This is a genomic window from Roseburia sp. OM04-10BH, assembly GCF_003462605.1.
GTDB lineage: Bacteria > Bacillota > Clostridia > Lachnospirales > Lachnospiraceae > Roseburia_C > Roseburia_C amylophila.
Genome location: NZ_QTZI01000005.1, coordinates 143,098 through 165,815 on the forward strand (window position 1 = coordinate 143,098; position 22,718 = coordinate 165,815).

The following is a 22,718-nucleotide window of genomic DNA, read 5'->3' on the forward strand; positions in this document are numbered from 1 at the left end:
CTGTTTTCGGATAAGGAAGCGTTACTTTCCCTTTATAATGCAGTTAATAACAGTCATTACACGGATTCCGGTGCGCTTGAAATTGCAACTCTGGAAAATGCCATTTACATGGGAATGAAGAACGATCTGGCTTTTATTCTGGACATGAATCTCTATCTATACGAGCATCAGTCCACAATGAATCCAAATATTCCGCTTCGGGATTTATTCTACATCGCAGCGGAATACCAGAAGCTTGTGGATAAGAAATCCCTGTATTCTTCTGCACTACAAAAAATTCCAAATCCCCATTTTATTGTATTTTATAATGGAAGCACACCGATAGATGATTGCTATACCAGCCGTTTGTCAGATGCTTTTTATCATGTAACTGACAATCCATCGTTAGAACTTATTGTTACTACATTCAATGTAAACGCAGGACACAACAACGAGTTAATGTCCCATTGCCAGATATTAAAGGAATATTCCATTTATGTTGCAAAGGTTCGTTCCTTTGCAGAACAGATGCCTTTGGATGATGCCGTGCAAAAGGCTGTCACCGAATGCATTCAGGAAAATATTCTGGCAGATTTTCTTAGGAAGAATCAGGCGGAGGTAATTGCTATGAGTATTTTTGAATACGATAAAGTTGAAGAAGAGAAAAAACTGAGAAAAGCCGAATTTGATGCCGGTGTTGAACAGGGATTAAAGCAGGCTTCTACCGATACCGCCCTTCGCCTTTTAAAAACAGGAAAATTTGATACGAAAGAAATAGCTGAACTTTGTAATCTTCCTTTGGAGGATGTTACTGCACTCATGAAATAACCTTGTTTCAATTTTTCACTAACATCCTATTGCCAGATATTCCATTTATGTCGCAAAGGTTCGTTCTTTTACCGAACAAATGCCTTTGGATGATGCCGTGCAAAAGGCTGTCACCGAATGCATTCAGGAAAATATTCTGGCAGATTTTCTTAGGAAGAATCAGGCGGAGGTAATTGCTATGAGTATTTTTGAATACGATAAAGTTGAAGAAGAGAAAAAACTGAGAAAAGCCGAATTTGACGCCGGTGTTGAGCAGGGATTAAAACAAGGCATTAAGCAGGGACAGAAACAGGCTTCTACCGATACTGCCCTTCGTCTATTGAATACTGGAAAATTTGATGCAACGGAAATAGCAGAACTTTGTAATCTTCCTTTAGAGGATGTTACTGCACTCATGAAATAACTTTTATATTACATAAATATTTGATACCTATAGAACCTGCCACCGGCAGCTCAAGAAACCCGCAGACCACCTGTTTTCAAACAGATAATCTGCGGGTTTCCTATTGCTTACTGGTACTTGCTGGTTGCCTTCAGCCGGGTCAGGGCACGGGATAAGGATGCTCTGGAATGATAGTATTCCTGGATGCTCTGCTTCTGCCGCATCTGCTCCTCGGCACGTTCTTTTGCTTCTCTGGCACGGGCAACGTCAATCTCCTCCGGACGCTCTGCGGTTTCTACCAGAAGTGTCACACGGTTGTTGACGATTTCCACAAAGCCCATACCAACTACTGCATATTCCCAATTTGCAGTTCCTTCCGGCTGAAAACGCATTTCACCTTCATCTATGGCAATAACCATATCCTCATGATGTGCCAGAATCTCTTTCTGTCCATCATATTCCGGAACAATCAGTGAACGGCATCTGCCGGCATAGAATACCCGGTTCGCTGCAATTATTTTTAAATAAAATGTATTTCCTGCCATATTTGCACCTCTTTATTCGAAAGATGTCACCAGGCGTATTCCTGCACAATATATGCTATGCATTCTGGTGTTCCATCTCTTCTGCTTTACGGATAACGTCTTCTACTGTTCCTACGTTGAAAAATGCATTTTCCGGATACTGATCCATATCACCATCGATGATTGCCTTGAATCCACGAATGGTTTCAGATAATGGAACGTAAACACCCTTTACGCCGGTAAAGTTCTCTGCTACATGGAACGGCTGTGATAAGAACTTCTGAATCTTTCTTGCACGATATACCAGTAACTTGTCCTCATCTGCCAGCTCTTCCATACCAAGAATTGCGATGATATCCTGTAACTCTTTGTATTTCTGCAGAATCTCCTGTACTTTCCGGGCTACCTGATAATGTTCTTCTCCAACGATATCTGCCTCTAAGATACGGGATGTAGATTCCAGCGGGTCTACTGCCGGATAAATACCCTGCTCTACAATCTTTCTGGAAAGTACGGTGGTCGCATCCAGATGTGCGAAAGTAGTAGCCGGTGCCGGGTCAGTTAAATCGTCTGCCGGTACATAGACTGCCTGAACGGATGTAACAGAACCGTTCTTTGTAGATGCAATACGCTCCTGCAATTCACCCATTTCAGTTGCCAGTGTCGGCTGATATCCTACTGCGGAAGGCATACGTCCTAACAATGCAGATACCTCAGAACCTGCCTGTGTAAAACGGAAAATATTGTCAATGAAAAGAAGCACATTCTGGTGTTTCTCATCACGGAAATATTCTGCCATGGTAAGTCCGGTCTCAGCCACACGCATACGTGCTCCAGGCGGCTCGTTCATCTGACCGAACACTAAGGCAGTCTTCTCTAATACACCGGATTCCTTCATTTCTGTCCAGAGGTCATTACCCTCACGGGAACGCTCTCCAACACCGGTGAAAATAGAATATCCACCATGCTCTGTTGCAATATTACTGATTAACTCCTGGATCAATACGGTTTTACCTACTCCGGCTCCACCAAACAATCCAATCTTACCACCTTTTGCATATGGAGCTAAAAGGTCGATAACTTTAATTCCGGTCTCTAAGATTTCTTCTGCCGGATTCTGGTCTTCAAATGCCGGCGGTTCACGATGAATGACCCATTCCGGTGCATCCTTCAATGGTTCGCCACCATCGATTGCCTCTCCTAATACGTTGAACAGTCTTCCCAATGTCTGCTCACCGACCGGAGTTTTTATTCCGCTTCCTGTAGCGGTTACTTCCATATCACGGCAAAGTCCCTCACTGGAAGCTAACATAATACAACGTACCATATGATTTCCGATATGCTGTGCCACTTCCATGATGCACTTCTTATCGCCGTTTTTCACTTCAAGGGCGTCTTTGATTGCCGGCAATTCTTCGTCTTCAAATGAGACATCCACTACCGGGCCTAACACCTGTATGATTTTTCCTGTCTTCATGAAAAAGCCTCCTTATCACTGCCTCTTTTTCCGTTTCTGAGCTTTCGCTCCTGCAATGACCTCGGTTATTTCCTGGGTAATTGCTGCCTGTCTTGCACGATTATATAAAATATCCAGCTCATGGAGCATATCTTTGGCACTTTTGGTTGCTGCCTCCATTGCCATCATTCTTGCGTTCTGCTCGCAGGAATAAGACTCAACTAACGCTCCATAGATGAAACCAACTACATAATCCGGTACAATTCGATCCATCACTGCCTCCGGAGATGGTTTCAATGCCAGTTCCTCCATCGGAATATCTGCAGGCAGTTTCACGTTAAAACTTGCTTTCTTCAGTGGGAGCAGCTGTCTGATCTGTGTCTCCTCCTGAATCGCATTGACCATGCTGGTATAGATGATATAGACTTCGTCTAACTCTTCTTTCCGGTACAGTTCCAGAAGTTCCTCTGCAATATTTCTTGCACGGTTCAATGTCGGATTCTGTACGGTATAGTGGAACTGCTTATCAATCTCAATTCCACGCTGTTCAAAATAGTGACGGCCTAACTCACCTAATACAAACAGTTTGTTATTTTTATGTGCTTTCAAATGCTCCTCTGCAAGCTTTAATACATTATGGTTATAGGAGCCTGCCAGACCCTTATCTGCCGTAATAACAATATAACCTACCATCCGTTCTTCCGGCTTTTTCTCTTCGTTGGTCTTAAAATAAATGTCCTCTATATCCGGAAGATGTCTTAAGATTCTGCTCATTTCCGACTGCAGGGTAAAGAAATAAGGTTCTGTGTCAGAAAGCATTTTCTTTGATTTCTTCAGCTTCGAAGAAGAAATCATATACATTGCATTGGTAATCTTCAATGTATCATTGATACTCTTCATCCGATCCTGAATTTCCTTTGCATTTGCCATAACAACACCTGCTCATTCCTATTGATTTCTACTGTCTTCGAATTCTTTTGCAGCCGCAACAATCTTATCGGTCAGTTCATCGGAAAGCACTTTGGTTTCTTCAATTTCCCTGCCGATTTCCGGATGCTTCAAATCCATATATTCAAGAATCTCATTCTGATACTGTTTTACATTCTTTGTTTCTACTTTATCAAATACACCATGGTTTGCCATACACAGTGTCTCTACCTGTTCATGCAGGGAAAGCGGATGGCAGAGTGGCTGTTTTAAAAGCTCCATCAATGCTTTTCCATGCTGTAACTGTGCCTTGGTCATATCATCAAGATCCGATGCAAACTGGGTAAATACTTCCATCTCACGATACTGTGCCAGGTCGATACGGATACTTCCGGATGCCTTCTTCATTGCCTTGGTCTGTGCAGCACCACCGACACGGGATACGGACAAACCAACGTTGACTGCCGGACGCATACCTGAGAAGAAAAGGTTACTCTCTAAGAAAATCTGTCCGTCTGTAATGGAAATGACGTTGGTCGGAATATATGCGGATACGTCTCCTGCCTGTGTCTCAATGATTGGCAGTGCGGTAATGGAACCTCCGCCCAATTCATCACTTAAACGACTGGAACGCTCTAACAATCTGGAATGTAAGTAGAATACGTCACCAGGATAAGCTTCACGTCCCGGAGAACGCTCTAACAGCAGAGAGATTGCACGATATGCTACCGCATGTTTGGATAAATCATCATATACGATTAACACATCTTTTCCCTGATGCATAAAGTATTCTGCCATTGCAGTTCCTGCATATGGTGCGATGTACTGCATGGATGCAGGATCACTTGCAGTTGAGGAAACCACAATGGAATAATCCATTGCATCATGCCTGGTCAGTGTAGATACGATTTTTGCTACACTGGACGCCTTCTGTCCGATGGCAACATAGATACAGATTACTCCTTTGCCTTTCTGGTTAATGATGGTATCTGTTGCAATGGAGGTCTTTCCGGTCTGACGGTCTCCGATAATTAACTCTCGCTGTCCTCTACCAATTGGGAACATGGAGTCAATGGACAAGATTCCTGTTTCCATTGGTGTATTTACTGATTTACGTTCTACAATGCCCGGTGCTTCCTCTTCGATTGGACGATAATCATCTTCCTTAATCTCGCCCTTTCCATCAATCGGCTCACCTAATGCATTGATAATTCTTCCAACAAAGCCTTCCCCTACCGGGATTCCGGCTTTTTTCCTGGTACGAACCACTTTGGTTCCTTCTTTGATTCCGGTATCACGGCCGAATAAAATAACACCGATTTCATTCTGTCTGATATCCTGTACCATTCCTTTGACACCGTTATCAAATACAACAATTTCACCATACATTGCATGGTCAATTCCGTAAATGGTTGCAATTCCATCACCAACCCAGATTACGGAACCGGTCTCACGACTGGATTCATCCCAGTCAAATTCTTCTATCTCGCTCTGGATAATCGAGATTATGTCTGCAGCACTAATTGCGCCCACAGGCTTCACCTCCCTGTTAATTTTCTTTCCAACTGACGTAAGCGGCCTTCATAGCTTCTGTCATATTCTTTATGATGAACCTTAATGATGTATCCGCCTAAGAGATTCTCATCTTCCTTTTCTGTCAGAACAATCTCACAGTCGGGATATTTCTCTGCAAGAATCTTTCTTGCCTCTGCTTCTTCTTCCGGCTGTGGTGTGCCTGCACAGGTCAGTTCTGCACGCAGGATATGATTCTGTCTGTCCCAATAGAGATAAAATGCATCCAGTATATCCTCCATTTCTCCGATAAAACCCAGTCTGCACATCATCCTGGTATAGTTCACAAGCACCTTGGATAATCCGGCATCCTGATAAATTTTCTCTATCACGGCATCCTTCTTATGTATGGAAATCACCGGACTTGTGAGAACCTTAAGCAGTTCCGGTGTAAGCTCATAAAGCTCCCGGAGTTCATCTGCCTCCTGTCTTGTGGCACCCAGCCGATACAATACCTTTGCGTTATTTACTGCTTCCTGTGTCATGAGCATCACCTGTTTTCATAATTTTCCGTGCAGCGATGACTGCCAGTCTGGCAATCTCAGCCTGAGCTGCCTGCTGTGCCTTTTCCTGCTCGTTTGCAATATCTTCCTTGGCTTTTTCTAACATATGCTCAGTCTCTTCCCGGGTCTTCTCTACCGAGCGTGCATGCTCTTCTTCTGCTCTTGCTCTGGCATCAATAATAATCTGGTCTGCCTCCGTTCTTGCATCCGATAAGTGTTCTTCATAATCTGCCTTTAATTTTCTGGCATCTTCTTCGCTTTTCTTTGCATCGTCGAACTGCTTCTTTACCATTTCTTCTCTTGCCTCAATCACATTCATGACTCTCTGATAAAGAAATTTACGAAAGACTACATATAATACCAGCAGATTTACAACGGTCCATAAGATATTCCAAAAATTAATGCTAAGCATTTCCCGTACCTGCCTTTCTATAATCTTTCTTTATTATTTTAAGAAGAGGATGATTAACAATGCGATAACGAATCCGTAAATAGCAGTTGCCTCTGCCAATGCACATCCAAGAAGAAGTGATTTGCTGATTTTGCTCTCTGCTTCCGGCTGTCTTGCAATTGCATCTACTGCGGATGATGTTGCTTTTCCAATTCCAAGTCCTGCTCCAATACCTGTTAATACTGCGATACCTGCTCCGATTGCTACTAATAATGTTGATGACATAATATGCACTCCTTTTCTTTTCTACTTTTTTGTTTCTCTTTTTGTTTTTTCTTCCCTATTCGGTTGCTTCTTTGACGAACAATGCGGTCAGAAATACGAATACATATGCCTGAATCAATCCGTCAAAAATGTCAAAATAACAGCTAAATACTGCTGGCAGAATTGCCGGTACTACCATTTTCAGCAATTCCATAATGACAAATGAACCTAATACATTTCCAAAAAGTCGCATACACAGCGACAATGGTTTGATAAAGACCTCCAGAATATTGATTGGAAGTACTACCGGCATCGGCTCTGCAAAACTCTTAAGCCAGCCCTTCGTTCCTTTCCTGCGGATACCCGCCATCTCAATCAATATGATACTCATCAGGGACAATGCCACAGTAACATTCATATCCTTGGTCGGTGGTTTAAATCCCAGCAGACCGATTAAGTTGGCAATTCCAATATAGATTGCCACCGTCATAAGATAAGGAATATACTGCTTTCCATTTTCGCCTATGGTATCCCGGAAGAAGTTATTCAACCCGTTTACAGCCGTTTCCAGAATAATCTGTCTGCGTCCCGGATGTTCCACACTTAAGTTCCTGGTCAGGAGTATGCACAGCACAATAACTACTGCCATGATAATCCAGGTTACTACTACGGATTCATAAATGGGAATGCCTCCGAAAATCGGAATTGTAAATACCGTTTCACAGTTCAATTCTTCCATCAGGCTATTTACCAGAGCATCCATCTGTCTCACTTCCTTCTGCTGCTCTAAGGCATTTTTAAATCGTTAAAATTCTAACAAGAAAAAAATGCAAACGCAACCGTTTTCTTCCCGTGAAAATAGGTCTGACCATTTGCCGTTTTTTCGTGTAAATATTCCATATTCTTCTGCAATTTTTGCCAGTTTTTTGGTTGTTTTTTTATGCAATTTGTACACTTGCGTAAATTTGTATATTTTGACATTAAAAAAATGCAGAAATTTCCTGTTTTTTCACAAACATTTTCTGCATTTTTCTTATTCTTTATAGACTTTATACAATTTTAATCATTAAGCTTACTTCACCAGAATTCCGTGGTGTTCCTCCATATAACCGCCGAAAATGGCATTCTTATAGCCTAATTTCTTAAATGCTTTTACCGCCTTTTCGGACCGGCAGCTATAACTTCCTATAATATAAAAAGATTTTTCCTTATCCGGGAATCTCCGCAAAATACGGTCTTCCGTTATCTTGTCCAGCGGAATATTCTTTGTTCCTGCCACATGTCCTTTCTGGTAATCTTCCTTTGCCCGGCAGTCAATTATAATTGCATTTTCCGAAGTATGCGCTGCATTGATTGCTTCATTTACAGTCAGACGTTTCTTAAAAATACCCATTCTTCTGTTCCCTTCTTCTTTTGTTATGCTTTTGCCTGCATATAAATCCGGATGTTTTCTTCTAATAAATCCAGATCCACCGGTTTGGCAATGTGTGCATCCATCCCTGCTTCCATACAGGTCCGGATATCTTCCGCAAAGGCATTGGCAGTCATGGCAAAAATCGGTATTTTCGCTGCTTCCTTCTTCTTAAGTCTCCGGATTTCTTTCGTTGCATCATAGCCATTCATAACAGGCATCTTAATGTCCATTAAAATAATATTATATCGTCCTTCCTCCGCTCTTGCAAACATTTCTACTGCTTCCTTGCCATTTACTGCCCGGTCACAGTCTGCACCTTCCATTTTTAACAGTTCTTCCAATATTTCTGCATTTAAATCATTATCATCTGCTATCAGAAAACGCATTCCTTTTAATGTCATTTTCTCTTTTTCTGTTGCTTGTCCTTTCCCCTGCAATTGCTGCTCTTTTCTTGCCTGTTCGATGCACCGTTTAAAATTTGTCACAAAAAACGGCTTGCTTAAAATACTTTGAATTCCAGCATAACCCGCTGCTTCTTCTATCTCCTTACAATCATAGGCAAAAAGCAGTAATACTGTTTTCTCTCCCAGAATCTGATGCAATTTTTCTGCTGTAGTAACACCATCCATTCCCGGCATCTTCCAGTCTATAATTACAACATCCCAGGTCTTTGTTTTTCCGGCTTCCACAGCCTGTTCTGCCATATGAACCGCCATTTTGCCGGAATCTGCTGTCTGCACATCAATCCCAAACGGATGCAGCGTATCCATAATATATCTTCCTGATTCACTCTCATCATCAACCACCAGTACCTGGCTTATCTTCTGCAGTTTCCACCAGTTAACCTTCTCCTGGTACTTTATTTTCCGGAAATTCAAAATCACCTCAAAAGCAGTTCCTTTTCCAAGCTTACTCTTCACATGAATGCTTCCACCCATTAACTCCACCAGGCTCTTGGCAATTGGCATTCCAAGACCCGTTCCGGAAACCGGATTAACAGTGCTTTGCACTTCCCGGCTGAATGGGTCAAAAAGATTCTTAAGATACTCTTCACCCATCCCCTGTCCATTATCACTGATCCGGAACTGATACTGTGCAAAGTTTCCCTTTTTCTTTGGTACTTCTGTAATATCAAATACTATCTTACCGCCCTTTGGGGTATATTTTACTGCATTGGATAAAATGTTCAGCAGTATCTGCTTCAGACGTAATTTATCTGCTTCCACTTCTTCTGTTTCTATCCGATGTACATGAATCATGAATTCCTGCCCCTTCTCTCTGGTCTGTGAACGGATAATCATATCCAGTTCTTCCACCAGTTCAGCAATATTCGTGTTCATAATATTAAGGACCGTTTTACCGGCCTCAATCTTCGACATATCAAGGACATCATTAATGAGTCCAAGCAGATGTTCCCCTGAATAAGTCAGTTTTCTTGCATATTCCCGGACACAATCCGAATTTTCAGCATCTCTTGAAATCAGTGTAGCCAGTCCCATAACCGCATTTAAAGGAGTCCGCATATCATGGCTCATATTGGATAAAAATACACTTTTCGCTTCATTGGCACGCTCTGCCTCTGCTTTTGCCGTATTTGCAAACAGCACCGTCTCTTCCAATGCAGTATTGACTTCTTCCAGCTTCTCTGCTGCTTCTGCCTGCTGCATTGCATTTCGTCTCGCGTAAGCTACCTTATTCTTTTCATTATAAATCCATAGAATACTAATACCCAGTGCTGCTAACATTGCAATGATAATGCAGGTCACTGTCAGCCAGATATGCAGCATCATAATCTGATAATCTGCCAGTACATTCTGCACAATCGTAATGTCCACTTCACAGGCTATCATATACTGTGTTCCTTTTAATGCACGATACGAAAAATAGTCGGACTCATTTTCACGTTCCAGGGTTATACACCCGGAGCTGCGTTCTGCATAGTCCGACTTCACTTTTTCATAATCTTTCTTATTCATAATCTTTTGTTCATGGTAACTATCAAACAGATTATAATTTATGGTTACTTCACCCGGCTCATTATTAATGCTTGCATATGCCACTTCTCCGTTTTCATCCATGACATAGATATTAGCCTGTCCGTTATAAGCAGACGTTACAAAAAGATCGTTAATAATCTGTGGCCGGAATAGAAATGCAATTGCTTCATATTCTTCCCCATTGACCAAAAAAGAATCTACTGATTTTGCAATTATAAAGATTTCCTCTCCATCCTTCCAGGTACAGTACTGGGCAATTCCTTTATTCTCACCAAATAATTCTGACAATCCATCCTGCATCTGTATTCTGCCATTCAGTCCACGCATGCACAGATATTCACCTTCATCATTGACAAAGACAATATCCCGCACCATATTACTTTCCATAGAGTCAAAATAGTTCTGGTAATCTTTCAGTTCTGCTTCCCTTTCCCCATCCCCGAACATATATTTTTCAATAGAATCTATCTGTTCATAAGTAATCTCCAGACGGTTCCGGTAAGCACGCTCCATCTGTTCCATCAGTTCAGATAAACTCTGTTTGCTGTTCTTATCAATGTATTGATTTGAACCCCCAAGGTCTTTTGACATCCAGCCAAATATCAAAGCCATAACCACAATACATACAATCAATACCGTAAAAAACCTTTTTTCCTGCTTTTCCTTTTTCATCCCGCATAATACCTTCCAATCTGTTTCAGATTATCAGACTGGTTCCTGCAAATTTTGTCGAAAAAGCAAGATGTCTCTGCCTAATTAAATCTTTCCTGAAGTCCGTTTTTCCCTTAAGTCCTCTACCAGTGCATAAACCTCCGGTCTCCGTTCCTTCAGATGTTCGTCTAACGCATGCCGGCGTTCTTTAAAGCGCTCTGCCAGTTCCGGATGTTCCTTTGCAATACGCTCATGTACTTCCCGTCGATGTTCCTCTAACCGCATAGCCAGCGTTCTTTCATCTTTACCGGAAATATTAACAATCTCTTTCAAATGCTCCTCTAAATGCTCCAGCCACTCATCTTCGTCCAGTTCTTCCATATGGGACCAGCTTCCATGTAACAGCTTTTCCACATCTCCTGTCTTTTTCAGCTGTTCTATCTGTGCCACAATCTGCCGCTCTATAGCATCTTCAGTTTCCGAACCAAATGCCCAGACAAATTCCTGCACCCGGTTATCCGCCCTCTTTCTTGAGGCACTGCGCTGTTTATTGTCTACACCGCCCTCCAGCGGATAAGGACGTTCATAACCCATATCCTTTAAAGCAATATGTATTGTTCTTCTTGCGCTGCCCTCTTCTATGATGTGTCCCAGACCAAGCTTTCGCATCTGTTCATTCAAATCTGCAATATGTTCTGTAATATAAAAACAGATACCACGTTTCTTAAGACCCTGATACAGCATTTCCAACTGATCCGCCGCTGTAATGTCCATGGAGCCGATAGCACTGGCATCTAAAATGACTGCCTTCGTATCCTCTTTTATATTGTCTTCAATGTCCCGCTTTAACATCTGCACATTAGCAAAAAAGAGATTACTGCTGAACCGGTATATCAGAACGCCTTCTATCGCATGTATCTGATGACTTTCTTTTAAATCCCGGAAATGGCGATGTCCCGGCTGGATTCCAAGAAAACATCTTGATGGCTTGGCAGTACGGATAATCATCTCAGTAAAGGAAAGTATAATGCCAATCAAAACGCCATTGATGGTTCCAAGCATCAGCACACCAAAGAATGCGCCTAAGAAAATGAAGAATTCTGTACGGCTGACCTTCAACAATCTTGCAGCAAGCTCAAATTCCGTTGCCCCAAGTAATGCAGAAATTACAATTGCCGTCAGCATCGGAATCGGAAGATAGCCGATAAATCCGGTTCCGCAAAGCAGCAATACCAGCATGGATAAACCGGCTATGATTCCGGTCAGCTGTGTCTTACTCTGATACTGTTCTCCCATTGCAGTTCTTGAAACAGAGCCATTAATAGGACAGCAGCCTGTAAATGCTGCCAGGAAATTTCCCATGGAGAATGCAAAAATTTCCTGATTATCATTCATTCGATATCCATTCTTCTGTGCGAAATTATTTTCTGCCAGAAGCGTTTCTGCCATAATGACCACTGCCACCGAAAGGCTGATAGTTACTACCTCTTTCATCGGAAGCATGCGGATATCCGGAATCACAAACTGTGGAAGTCCCGGTTCTACTGCAGACAACGTCTGGATTCCCCATTCCCTCACCGGAAAAAATTTTGTCATTACTGCTCCTGCTGCCATCAAAAGCACTGCCATTGGAAATTTCGGCATTACTTTCTTTGATACAAGAAGTATCAGAAGGGAAATGCCGCCTAAAATCAGTGATGGCAGATTCACCTTCGTCTGCCCGATATGCTCCACCAGCTCAATGAGTTCTCCAACGCCGGCGGTACCGCCCATTAACTTTGGTACCTGCATCAGAATAATCGTGGTGCAGATTCCGGTAATAAATCCACCCATAACCGGTGCCGAAATATAGTTCACCAGTTTTCCTGCTTTCATAAAATAAAACGCCAATAACCAGACTGCCACAAAGAAAGTAAGTACCGGCACTGCTGCAATTGCTTCACTGCTTCCACTCTCAATACCAAGTCCCACCAGTGCCGAACCGATTAAGGCTGCCGGTGCCGCATCTACGCCAAAAATAAACTGTGGTGAAGTCGAACACAGTGCAAATATCAGAATTGGGAAAATGGAACCATACAGACCATAGACTGCCGGAAGTCCTGCAATCTGTGCATAACCCATAGCTATCGGAATGGAAACTGCCATAATAATAATACCGGCCAGAATATCCTTTGGAAGATTTTTCTTATCATATTTACGAATGGTAGCTGCAAGTTGTATGCGCATATTATCGCTTCTTTCTACTATATTATTTTTTATTATACGGCAAATAAGATGATTGTACAATTCTTTTGGCAGCAGAAAGGACAGGCTCTTTATCCGTGCCTGTCCTTTCTGTTCTGGTTGTTCTAATTATTCTGTTCTGTTTATTCCATTCTGATTATTCTTTTTTATTTCTGATTATTCATTTTCAGTTGCTTTCTTTCTTCTGAAAACAAACATTCCTCCACAACCTGCTGCAATCAATGTCATACAAACTGCAATTGCAGAATTATCACCTGTCTTTGGTTTACCGGATGTCTTTACGGTTGGCTGGCTATTTGCTGTTGTTGATGCATTTGCTGCTGTTCCAGCCGCACCACCGGAAGCTGTACTGTCACTTTCAGAAGTTGTACCGCCATTTCCGGATGTTGTACCACCATTTCCTGTGGCAGCCGTATCTGCCAGCTTTTCTGTGGTAATAAGATAAGTAGAGCAATGATTCTGTTTTACGGTCAGATATCCTTCTGAATCTACTACTCCCGCATCAATATTTAAAATCGTTCCATTGTCAAATAACCGGCTGTAATATAATGTCTTTCCGGCATACCGGGTTCCCACAAAAATACGAATCTGTGCTTCTGCCGGAAGCTGACCGGAATAATTATACTTAATCTGTTCAATGAAAATATTCTTATTTACTGCATTTGGAAGCGTGCCCAGCTCACTGTAATCTTTTACAATCTTTACTCCAAAATCATAGCTGGAAACATTATCAACGGCTGACATGGTTCCTTTTCCAAAGGTAAAGGAAAGCTCATCATTGGATTTGATAACAATGTCCTTTGTCTGATTCTCTGCCAATATCTGCTGGAAGCCATTGTCGGAAATAGCGGTATCTCCATCTGTTACATCCACTACGCCATTCACTACAACCTGCTTCGGTGTAAAGGAAATCACATCCGCCCCGGAATATACATTGTAAACATTCTCTACTTCTTTTCCTTCAAATTCATAACCAGCCGGTAAGGTATCTTCCGCAAGCGCCATGTTTTCTACAAGCTCTTTCATAACCGGATGTGCTGCGTCCATAAGATATCTGGTTTCCTGTGTATTATAATCCGTATAACTCATAAGAATCGGACAAAGAATCCGGTAAGAATTACCAGCCTCATAATAGGTTCCTCTATAAATAAAGGTGTCTCCCGTATCCTGTTTCTTTACCAGACAGGCATCACTTCCTCCACTTGCCATCGTAGTGGAATAATAAGCTGCTATCTCTCCATTTGCTGTATATGCCGAAATATCCGTAAGCTTATCTTCTACAGTTATTGCTACCTCTGCACCCAGCGTAGTGCATTCCTGCAATTTTTCAATCCGGTAGGTCTTATTTCCGGACATATCGGTTACTTCTGTTATAACAAACCGGCCTTCTTCTCCGGTTTTTGTATACACATCACTCTGGACCGGACTGATATCAGTTCCAAAATAACCACCATATACCTGAATCATTTCAAAAGGATGCTCTGCCTGAATCTTCATGTCATTAACCTGTCCCTTTGCCACAATCGGTGATGACGTATAATTCCAGGATGAACCAAACGGACATCCGTCAGTTCCACGATATACCGTTACTGTACTGTCCCCGGAAACCGTCAGCAGCGACTTGCCGCCTTCTGCAAATAATTCAATACCATCCGGATTCTTTCTGTTTTCATTGACAGTAAGGCTTCCGGAACCGCAGATTGTCAGGGAGCCGCCCCAGCCGCCATGCCAGATTCCAAGATTCTGCAGCTTATTACTGCCTACCAGATTCAATTTAAAATCGTCTCCCATCATGTTGGTATAAAGTGCAACATCCGGATGGTCATAATTGGTTAAGGTCAGCGTATTGCTTGCCTGGTCATAAGACGCTCCGTCCACTGTATTTTTCTCATTGGTGGAAAATACAACCGTATCATTCAATTGAATATTGGCAAATGCAAACTCTCCTTCCATGCATGGTCCATTTGATGCCTGCACCGGAATCATGGACGGAACCATCATCAGGGATGCTGCCAGTGCCACTGCACCAATACATTTTAAAGCACGTTTCATTTTCATAAATCTATCCTTCCTTTCTTCGTATTATAAAAACACTATAAGGAAAACGATAGATTCTGTGCAGTCTACATCCGTTTCAAAATATGAGAAATTTATCTCACCCGGCTTTTTGGGGCAGAATTTCAATCTACAAAACCCGCACCAATAGCTGCCGGCAGCTTTTTACGGGTACCCGGCAACTACGAGAGACACGCTTTGCAAGTTTTTCTAATTATCGCGTAACCAAAAATCCCCCGAAACAGATTTGGGTTATTATTAACCGCCTGCTCCGGGGGATTCCATTTTTATTTTTATTCTGTTCGTATTCTACTAATCCTGCTTGCCTAATGAAGTCTTTCTTAATGCTGCCGCAATAATAAATGCATACACTCCACCAATCAGTGCGGTAACTACCTGAGTCAGTGAGAACTGAAGCTGCAATACCTTTAACATTGGTGCCATTTTCTCCGGAAGCATATTTGGTAAAATAATCAGGGAAATTACAACTCCCATAAATAATCCTTTTAAGATAGAACCGATTACAATAGAAACCGGGAATCCTGCTTTACTACCAAGCTTACCCTTAAGCAACGCTACACAAAGCACCAGAATGGCATTTCCTGCCATAATGCATGGAAACATTGCTGGAATGGCTGCCATTACCGGGCTTCCGGTAATAAAGAATGCAGTAACCGGTGTAATAATACTTAAAATAATTCCGCATGCCAGTCCCGCATACAATACAGTTAAGATTAATGCTGCATTGATAACTGGTCCTGTTATGTATACACTTAAATTTTTAAAGAACTGACTTGCAATACAGATTGCAAGCATAATTGCACTAACTGTAATTTGTCTGGTTTTCATTTTCATGATGTCTTTCTCCTCCTGTGCATCTATATTCGTAGGAACTGACCGGTTCCATACCAACGCAATCATACTCCAATGAAAGCTAGAATGCAACCGGATGATTTCTCATCTGCGATTCTGTAAACCATTTTTATAATTGTTCCAGTGTGCTCTTTACACTATTTGCGGCACTTAAAATCACATTGGACGATGCTGCAATCTCCTCCGTTGCTGCGGCAAGATTCTGAATCCGGTTGCCGGTATCATTTACAACATTTGCCAGCTCATCCGCATCTTTGATAATCTCCGCAATGGATTCTTTTACCTTTGCCTGGCTCTCTGTACTCCGGGATGCCGTATCCTTGGAATTCATGGCCAGTTTATTTATCTCATCTGCAACTACTGCAAAACCTCTTCCCGCCTCTCCTGCACGGGCTGCTTCGATATTGGCATTCAATGCCAGAAGGTTAGTCTGTGCAGCAATGGAGACTACTTCCTGATTATTCTCTGCCATAGATTCCAACAGCATATCAATCTCCTGCATTCTGCCAGTCAGCTTCTCACAGAATTCAGACACATTACCAATTTCCTCTGATACTGCACTGCATTCCGTCGCATTACTTTCGTTTCCATTCACCATATCATCCACAGAATCATAGAGTGATACAAACAAGTCATTGACTGTCTCCACCGTTGTTTTAATATTCTCCTGCTGTTTCTCCACTGCATCTTTTTCTGCCTTGATTTCATCAGCAAGTTCTAATGCTCTCTTCTTCTCTTCCTCTACGGTATCCTTTACAAAATGAATACAATTTTCCTTCTTATTGAAGCCATTATAAATAGCAAATGCCATCTTTTCACAGCTTTCATAGCCACAGCATTCGCAGTCAATGCATCTTGCTTCCTTAGTCTTCTTGCCCATCTCATCATAAATCTGATTCAGTTCCTCTGTAGACGGAAGTTTATAATTACACTCTTCGGAGCAGTCTGTATATTTTCTAAGATAATTCTCCAATTTTAATTTTGAGAACTGCTTATTTAATTTTGCAAGGCGCTGTGCCGGAGTCAGTTTTCTTGACCATGCACTGTTCTTTGTATTCTTCTTACAGTTCTCCTGTATCTGATGGATATTATATAAAGCTTTATCTGTTCCTGCAATTTCCTCTTCAACACCGGTTCCGTAAATACAACCCATTCCACAGTTTAATGCGTCAATGAATAATTCTTTATTCATGCCCTTTGCAATTTCTTCCTTATGCTCCTCTAAATAACGATATGTGTGTTTCTCTCCTTCTATCTGACGTATATATACATCGTCCCCTAAGAACCAGTATACATTTTCCTTCAAGCCACCCGGCATCGGATAGATGGAACCAAGTCCATATTCAATTTCATCACTGGCAAATGTACCTGATATATTATGTTCTCTTACATATTTCATCAAATGATCAAATGTCACATTATACGATACATAGCCTTCTGTATCCGGGTCATGAATCTCTGACCATTTTGCAACACATGGACTGATAAATGCCAGTTTATCCGTAATTTCCATCTCCTGTTTTGCATAAATTGCGCTGCACATCATCGGACTGTGTACCGGGAATAACTTTGGAAGAAGCTCCGGTAAGTAGTGTTCAATATATCCCACAATTGCCGGACATGGCTGGGAAATTCCACCGGTAAAGTTGTATTTCTTTACATAATTAAGATATCCCCAGGTTGTAATGTCTGCACCGAAAGATACACTGATTATACGGTTCACTCCAAGATTCTTTAATCCTCCCAATACCCTCTCATAATCTTCAGGATAGTTTGCCTTGAACGCCGGAGCTAATAGTATGGATATTTTCTCACCTTTTGCAAGGTCTGCAAAGAATTGCTCCGTATCATCTTCAAACTCTCTTGCACCATGCTTGCAGGCATCCATACATGCACCACAGCCAATACACCTTGCCGGATCTACCTGAATCCGCTCTGTTCCATCTTCTTCTGTTACTGCCACACATGCCCCCGGACAAGGACACACGCGAATACATTTGTTACACCCAATACAGTTGTCATTGGTAAAAACCAGACTCATTTCAAGCACCACCCTTTACTTATACTCATAAGCTACCTTTTTTCAATTTCAACAAATAATATCTCATATTTATCTATTCGTTAATAATATTATTTCTCAATAAAATTGTCAAATTTTCACATTTTTAATGTGTTTTATTCTTACGATTTTCCACAATTTTCGACAATTTTCGAGTAAAAAATAGTCCTCATCTCTATTGTCTGGCAAAAATCTGCAGCTATTTCATCAGAAAATGCTCCCGCTCAGGGTATTGCTGCCGGAATGCTTCCAACGCAGCTTTCTGCAAAACTGCAAATTCCCTGTCCATATGAAATTTATGTGGCATTGTAAATGCAATTGCACTTATCTGCTCTGCTATTTTTTTAGCAATTCCTTCCTCTGACAGCTGTCCCATTCCAAATACTAAAGAGGTGAAACCTCTTCCCTTTTTACTCACATCCATAAATGTAAGAAACGTATTCTTTAATTCTGCCTGAAGTATCTCCTGTTCCACCCGGCTTCGGTTCTCTGCATCCAGAAGATATAACCCATTTATGATTTCAACTGCCTGTTTCTTCCGCTGTCCCGAAAAATCTACTCCGGTACTTTCCGAAAGATATTTCATCTGCATCAGATAACCAATAAAGGTATCCTCTTTCTTTTTCTTCTTTCCATATCGAGCATATAAAAGCTGCTCCCGGAAAGTATCTCCTTCTGCTTGTTCCGTACACCCGTGCTTCTGCCATAGTTCCATTCTTTTTCCAGCATTAACTTCCTGATAAAAATCATTCAGCCACTTTGAATCTTCCTGCATAATATTTCCTCTTCGTCACTATTTTATAAAATCTTCAACATTACTGATGTCAACTTTACGATACTGAGATACATAGTATTTTTCTTCCTGCAGGCTTTGTACTTCCTGATTCTTTCCATCATAAATGTCCACTGCAAGCCTTGCCATTTCTCCAGCCTGGTCTTCCTTGTCATTATATACGGTTCCCTGCATGGTTCCATTCTGTATTGCCTCTAATGCATCTTCCAATCCGTCAATACCAAATATAATCGGCCACTCCTGCCGGTTATAACCGGCATCTTTATAAGCTTCAATTGCCCCTAATGCCATTTCATCATTGTTGGAAATAACCATCTCCACTTCGGTCCCATACTGACTGATAATCTGATTCATTCTATTTTCCGCCTGTCCCCTGTTCCAGTCTGCAAACAGGTAGCTCAGTTTTTCCAGATTGATTCCCTGTTCTATCAGTGTCTTTACCGAACTGTCTGTACGGCTGATGGCATCCTGATGTCCAGCCTCTCCCTCCAGTAAAATATACTGAATTCTCCCATCCTGATTCCTGTCAACCTCAGGATGATTCTTTATGTAATCTGCTGCAATTTCTCCCTGCATCTCGCCGGACTGTTTTGCCTCACATCCTACATAGTATAGTTGATTCCACTGCGACAAATCCTCCGGAACCGGTTCTCTGTTAAAGAAAATGACAGGAATATCATTCTGTCTTGCCAGTCTGATAACGGTTGTCGGATCCGTTCGGTCAACCAGATTTACACATAAAATATCACACCCGGCATCTATCATTTCTTCGACAATTTCATTCTGGGCTTTCTGATCATTATCTGCACTTCTGACAGATGTTATAATCTTCCGTTCTTCTGTTTCCCGCTTCTTTAACTCTTCCTTCAGTTCATCCACCGTGGCATTGATAAACGGGTCATCATGCGTATAGGTAACTACACTCACCCTCAGCGTATTTTCTATCCGCTTTGTCTTCTGATTGCATCCGGACAGCACCAGTATCAGTATTATCAGTGTTACCGTAACCGCCATTGTCCTTCTTCTTGTTCTACTCATATGAATACAAAAACCTTTCCAGATCTTTTGAATACAAATCTTCTTTATTGATTATTCTGACTTCTGTTTTACAACTGTTCATTTTGTAAAAGGAATGCCTTAGCTTTTTTGCAATCTCATTCATACTCTTATACCCCGTCTCATAATCATCCGGTACGACAAGACATTCTATATTCTGATTATCTAATAACACAATTGCTTTTTCACTGCTTCCAACTCCATAAATCTTTGCACCGTGATACTTATTTTCTTCTGCAGCCTCCCCCACTTCTTCTAATGCCCAATTGTCCAGAATTACCAGATAATCCACCTGTTTCTTAGATGCAATAATCTCACTGGTGTTCTGGTTTCCCCTGGCATAATTGTACTCCCAGGAAATTTCACAACCACTTCCCTCCAGACCATCTTTCAACCCTGCAATTCTGTTCACATTTTCCTCTGTCTCTGCCTTTCCAAGAATGACACCGATTTTTTTATTCTCCAGTTGTTCTTCATCATCCTGTATTAACCGCTCCGCAAGCATCTGACCAATCTTATAATTATCCGGCTTTACCGTTGCATAACCAGATGGCTCTTCTGCGTAGGTATCCTCATTAATCAGTATAAACGGTCTCTCCCCCTGCAGCCGGTTTAGCATAGTCTTTGTTTCTTTTCCCGGAGCCGGACAGATTACAAATGCATCTACATTATTCTGCAGTTGTTCATTAATCAGTTCTTCTTCATCCTCCATGCTTTCAATTAAATCTGTATTACAAATGATCAGATGCAGATTATTATTTTCCGCAGACTGTTTTAACCCATTCAGCAATGCATCCCATCTCTTATCTCCGGAATCTTCCACAATAACCGCAACTCTTTTCATCGACTCATTATCTGAAAAAATCCTGATTATAAAAAATGCAGCCAGTACAATAAGCATCAGTTCTGTGAGAATAAAGGTAAGCTTATTTTTCTTCATCTTCTACCCTCTCTCTTTTTCTGTTCTGATTTTCAAGTTCTCCACGTTTTTCCTCTGAATAAGGAATTGCCGGAATATGTATTACAGCCTTTGTTCCTTCATCCGGCTCACTGTAAATTTTTAATCCATATTCTTTGCCAAACATCAGTTGTATCCTGGTATGCACATTGATAAGCCCAACTCCCGAACCATGCTTCGGAACTTTTTCACTATTTGTCAGAAGATTATCAACCACTTCCTGGCTCATGCCCATTCCATTGTCCTCTACCGACAGGAAAATATCATTCCCTTTCTGCTCACCGCGTACAATAATTTTGCCGCCCTCATCTTCATCCATATTTCCTACTCCATAATAAATCGCATTTTCAAGCAATGGCTGTACTACCAGTTTTACAGTACAGCATTCCTCTACGTTTTTATCAATCAGAAATTCCACTTGAAACCGGTCTTTATAACGAATCTGCTGTATGTTCATATAACTTTTGCTATGTTGTAATTCTTCCGAAATCCTTATCACTGTTTTTCCTTTTGAAAGACTGATGCGAAGCAGTTTTGCCAGTTCCGAAATCATAAAAACAGCTTCTTCATTCTTATTTGCCTCTACCATCCAGGTGATGGATTCCAGTGTATTATAAAGAAAATGTGGATTAATCTGGCTTTGCAGTGCATCCATTTCACTTTTTCTCCGCTTATTCTGCTGCCGGATAATTTCTTCCATCAATTGTTCTATCTGCTTATATGAATTCTGGACAGAATATGCCAGATGCCTTATCTCTGAAGCACCCCCTATATATATTTCAGTCTTTTCTCCTGTTTCATAAGACTTTACGGATTCATCCAATTTCAAAATCGGTTTCGAAATCTTTCTTGCCATAATTTTATTCACAACAAAAAGCATCATCAGAAGAATAATTGCCGTGGCAATTATATAATACCGGAACTTATTAATGCTTGCCGTCTGCACCCCCTCCGGTACAACTCCTACCAGTTTCCATCCGGTATAAGATAGACTGTTCACAACTATATTACTTTTTTCCACATTCACAGAAATCTCATATGTACCATCTGCATAACCGGCAGCCGTACTGCTATCTTCTGTAAAAAATCCCCTGTCTATTTCTGCTTTTCTTGGGTGATAAAGAATTTCCCCATCATCTGTACATAAATAATAATACGTCTCTCCCGCTGCTTCATTCAGGTTATCTAAAACCTCTTCTATCATGGAATACTTCATATCAACCAGCAATACTCCACTGTCCGGAGTGTCACCATGATTCATATCCACAAGACTGCTTAAAGACACCACCCAGTTATATTGATATGTCTCATTCTCAAACAAATCCTGTATATGGGGTGTTGATATATGTATATTTTCTATCTCATCTATAGCGCTTTTATACCAGTCCTGCTCTGTTACTTTCTGATTCTTTTCTCTGGTAGCTACTGGTTCTGCTGCAATAATTTTCCCATCACTGTCATAAAGGGCCATACTCTGCAGCTTATCATTATTTACTTCATACAACAGACTGAACTGCCTGCTGAATTCCTGGTCAGAAATATCATATTCCTGTACGATATTATAATTAACAGCATTACAAATCTGTCTCATATTCCGCAATTCATTATTTACCTGATCCACTGTACTCTCTATCCGGCTTTCTGCATTGGAAATTGCGGTTTCTTTTACTGACATTTTAAAACGGCTATAAATCAGTAATCCCATAACTATTGTTGTAACAATGGTCATGGCAGAAAGAACTGTCATAAGCAGTGACTGTATATCCATCCAGGCTGAAATATTCTGCATCAT

The 22,718-nt window shown here is 41.3% G+C and carries 20 protein-coding genes; 2 read left to right on the forward strand and 18 right to left on the reverse strand.

Annotated features, from left to right (window positions below; genetic code table 11):
* Window positions 1-807 carry a hypothetical protein gene (locus DXB43_RS07125; RefSeq protein WP_442969676.1) on the forward strand — a complete coding sequence of 269 codons (807 nt, stop codon included), beginning with the start codon at window positions 1-3 and terminating at the stop codon, window positions 805-807.
* A gap of 178 nt (window positions 808-985) precedes the next feature.
* Window positions 986-1,210 (forward strand): hypothetical protein, encoded by a 225-nt coding sequence (locus tag DXB43_RS07130; RefSeq protein WP_147343675.1) that lies wholly within the window; start codon window positions 986-988, stop codon window positions 1,208-1,210.
* 107 nt (window positions 1,211-1,317) lie between these two features.
* On the opposite strand, the gene atpC is transcribed toward DXB43_RS07130, so the two are convergent.
* From atpC to DXB43_RS07220, 18 genes are all read right to left on the reverse strand, one after another.
* Entirely contained in the window at window positions 1,318-1,734 is a 417-nt protein-coding gene (gene atpC / locus DXB43_RS07135) for an ATP synthase F1 subunit epsilon (RefSeq protein ID WP_117699298.1), read from the reverse strand.
* A gap of 55 nt (window positions 1,735-1,789) precedes the next feature.
* Window positions 1,790-3,190, reverse strand: a complete 1,401-nt coding sequence (gene atpD, locus DXB43_RS07140) for a F0F1 ATP synthase subunit beta (RefSeq protein ID WP_117947193.1) — start codon at window positions 3,188-3,190, stop codon at window positions 1,790-1,792.
* Window positions 3,191-3,205: 15 nt separating this feature from the next.
* The gene (atpG, locus tag DXB43_RS07145) at window positions 3,206-4,099 is read right to left on the reverse strand and encodes an ATP synthase F1 subunit gamma (protein WP_022243512.1); all 894 of its coding nucleotides are present in this window, start codon (window positions 4,097-4,099) and stop codon (window positions 3,206-3,208) included.
* 18 nt (window positions 4,100-4,117) lie between these two features.
* The gene (gene atpA / locus DXB43_RS07150) at window positions 4,118-5,638 is read right to left on the reverse strand and encodes a F0F1 ATP synthase subunit alpha (protein WP_442969677.1); all 1,521 of its coding nucleotides are present in this window, start codon (window positions 5,636-5,638) and stop codon (window positions 4,118-4,120) included.
* Window positions 5,635-6,153, reverse strand: coding sequence for an ATP synthase F1 subunit delta (gene atpH, locus DXB43_RS07155; protein WP_158564731.1), 519 nt, complete (start codon window positions 6,151-6,153; stop codon window positions 5,635-5,637). The genes atpA and atpH overlap by 4 nt, the downstream gene beginning before the upstream one ends.
* Window positions 6,131-6,583, reverse strand: coding sequence for a F0F1 ATP synthase subunit B (gene atpF / locus DXB43_RS07160; protein ID WP_117947196.1), 453 nt, complete (start codon window positions 6,581-6,583; stop codon window positions 6,131-6,133). Before atpF ends, atpH begins: the two co-directional genes overlap by 23 nt.
* A 33-nt stretch (window positions 6,584-6,616) precedes the next feature.
* Complete coding sequence (atpE, locus tag DXB43_RS07165; RefSeq protein ID WP_012743658.1) at window positions 6,617-6,847, reverse strand: ATP synthase F0 subunit C; 231 nt, start codon at window positions 6,845-6,847, stop codon at window positions 6,617-6,619.
* A gap of 55 nt (window positions 6,848-6,902) precedes the next feature.
* Window positions 6,903-7,589, reverse strand: coding sequence for a F0F1 ATP synthase subunit A (locus tag DXB43_RS07170; RefSeq protein WP_022243516.1), 687 nt, complete (start codon window positions 7,587-7,589; stop codon window positions 6,903-6,905).
* A 309-nt stretch (window positions 7,590-7,898) separates the two neighbouring features.
* The gene (locus DXB43_RS07175; RefSeq protein ID WP_117841552.1) at window positions 7,899-8,219 is read right to left on the reverse strand and encodes a rhodanese-like domain-containing protein; all 321 of its coding nucleotides are present in this window, start codon (window positions 8,217-8,219) and stop codon (window positions 7,899-7,901) included.
* A 23-nt stretch (window positions 8,220-8,242) separates the two neighbouring features.
* On the reverse strand, window positions 8,243-10,909 hold the full coding sequence (locus DXB43_RS07180; RefSeq protein ID WP_117947197.1) for a hybrid sensor histidine kinase/response regulator: 2,667 nt from the start codon (window positions 10,907-10,909) through the stop codon (window positions 8,243-8,245).
* A gap of 84 nt (window positions 10,910-10,993) precedes the next feature.
* On the reverse strand, window positions 10,994-13,114 hold the full coding sequence (locus DXB43_RS07185; protein WP_117947198.1) for a SulP family inorganic anion transporter: 2,121 nt from the start codon (window positions 13,112-13,114) through the stop codon (window positions 10,994-10,996).
* Between the two features lie 174 nt (window positions 13,115-13,288).
* Window positions 13,289-15,190: an NPXTG-anchored protein gene (locus DXB43_RS07190; RefSeq protein ID WP_117947199.1), complete on the reverse strand. Its 1,902-nt coding sequence runs from the start codon at window positions 15,188-15,190 to the stop codon at window positions 13,289-13,291.
* Between the two features lie 309 nt (window positions 15,191-15,499).
* On the reverse strand, window positions 15,500-16,042 hold the full coding sequence (locus DXB43_RS07195) for an ECF transporter S component (protein WP_117698232.1): 543 nt from the start codon (window positions 16,040-16,042) through the stop codon (window positions 15,500-15,502).
* A 127-nt stretch (window positions 16,043-16,169) separates the two neighbouring features.
* A complete protein-coding gene (locus DXB43_RS15630; RefSeq protein ID WP_117947200.1) occupies window positions 16,170-18,101 on the reverse strand; it encodes a [Fe-Fe] hydrogenase large subunit C-terminal domain-containing protein in 1,932 nt (643 codons plus the stop codon).
* A gap of 217 nt (window positions 18,102-18,318) precedes the next feature.
* A complete protein-coding gene (locus DXB43_RS07205) occupies window positions 18,319-18,894 on the reverse strand; it encodes a DUF6553 family protein (RefSeq protein WP_117841547.1) in 576 nt (191 codons plus the stop codon).
* 18 nt (window positions 18,895-18,912) lie between these two features.
* Entirely contained in the window at window positions 18,913-19,926 is a 1,014-nt protein-coding gene (locus DXB43_RS07210) for a galactose ABC transporter substrate-binding protein (protein ID WP_305793755.1), read from the reverse strand.
* Window positions 19,927-19,942: 16 nt separating this feature from the next.
* The gene (locus tag DXB43_RS07215; protein WP_117947202.1) at window positions 19,943-20,908 is read right to left on the reverse strand and encodes a sugar ABC transporter substrate-binding protein; all 966 of its coding nucleotides are present in this window, start codon (window positions 20,906-20,908) and stop codon (window positions 19,943-19,945) included.
* On the reverse strand, window positions 20,895-22,718 hold the full coding sequence (locus DXB43_RS07220) for a cache domain-containing sensor histidine kinase (protein ID WP_243006652.1): 1,824 nt from the start codon (window positions 22,716-22,718) through the stop codon (window positions 20,895-20,897). The genes DXB43_RS07215 and DXB43_RS07220 overlap by 14 nt, the downstream gene beginning before the upstream one ends.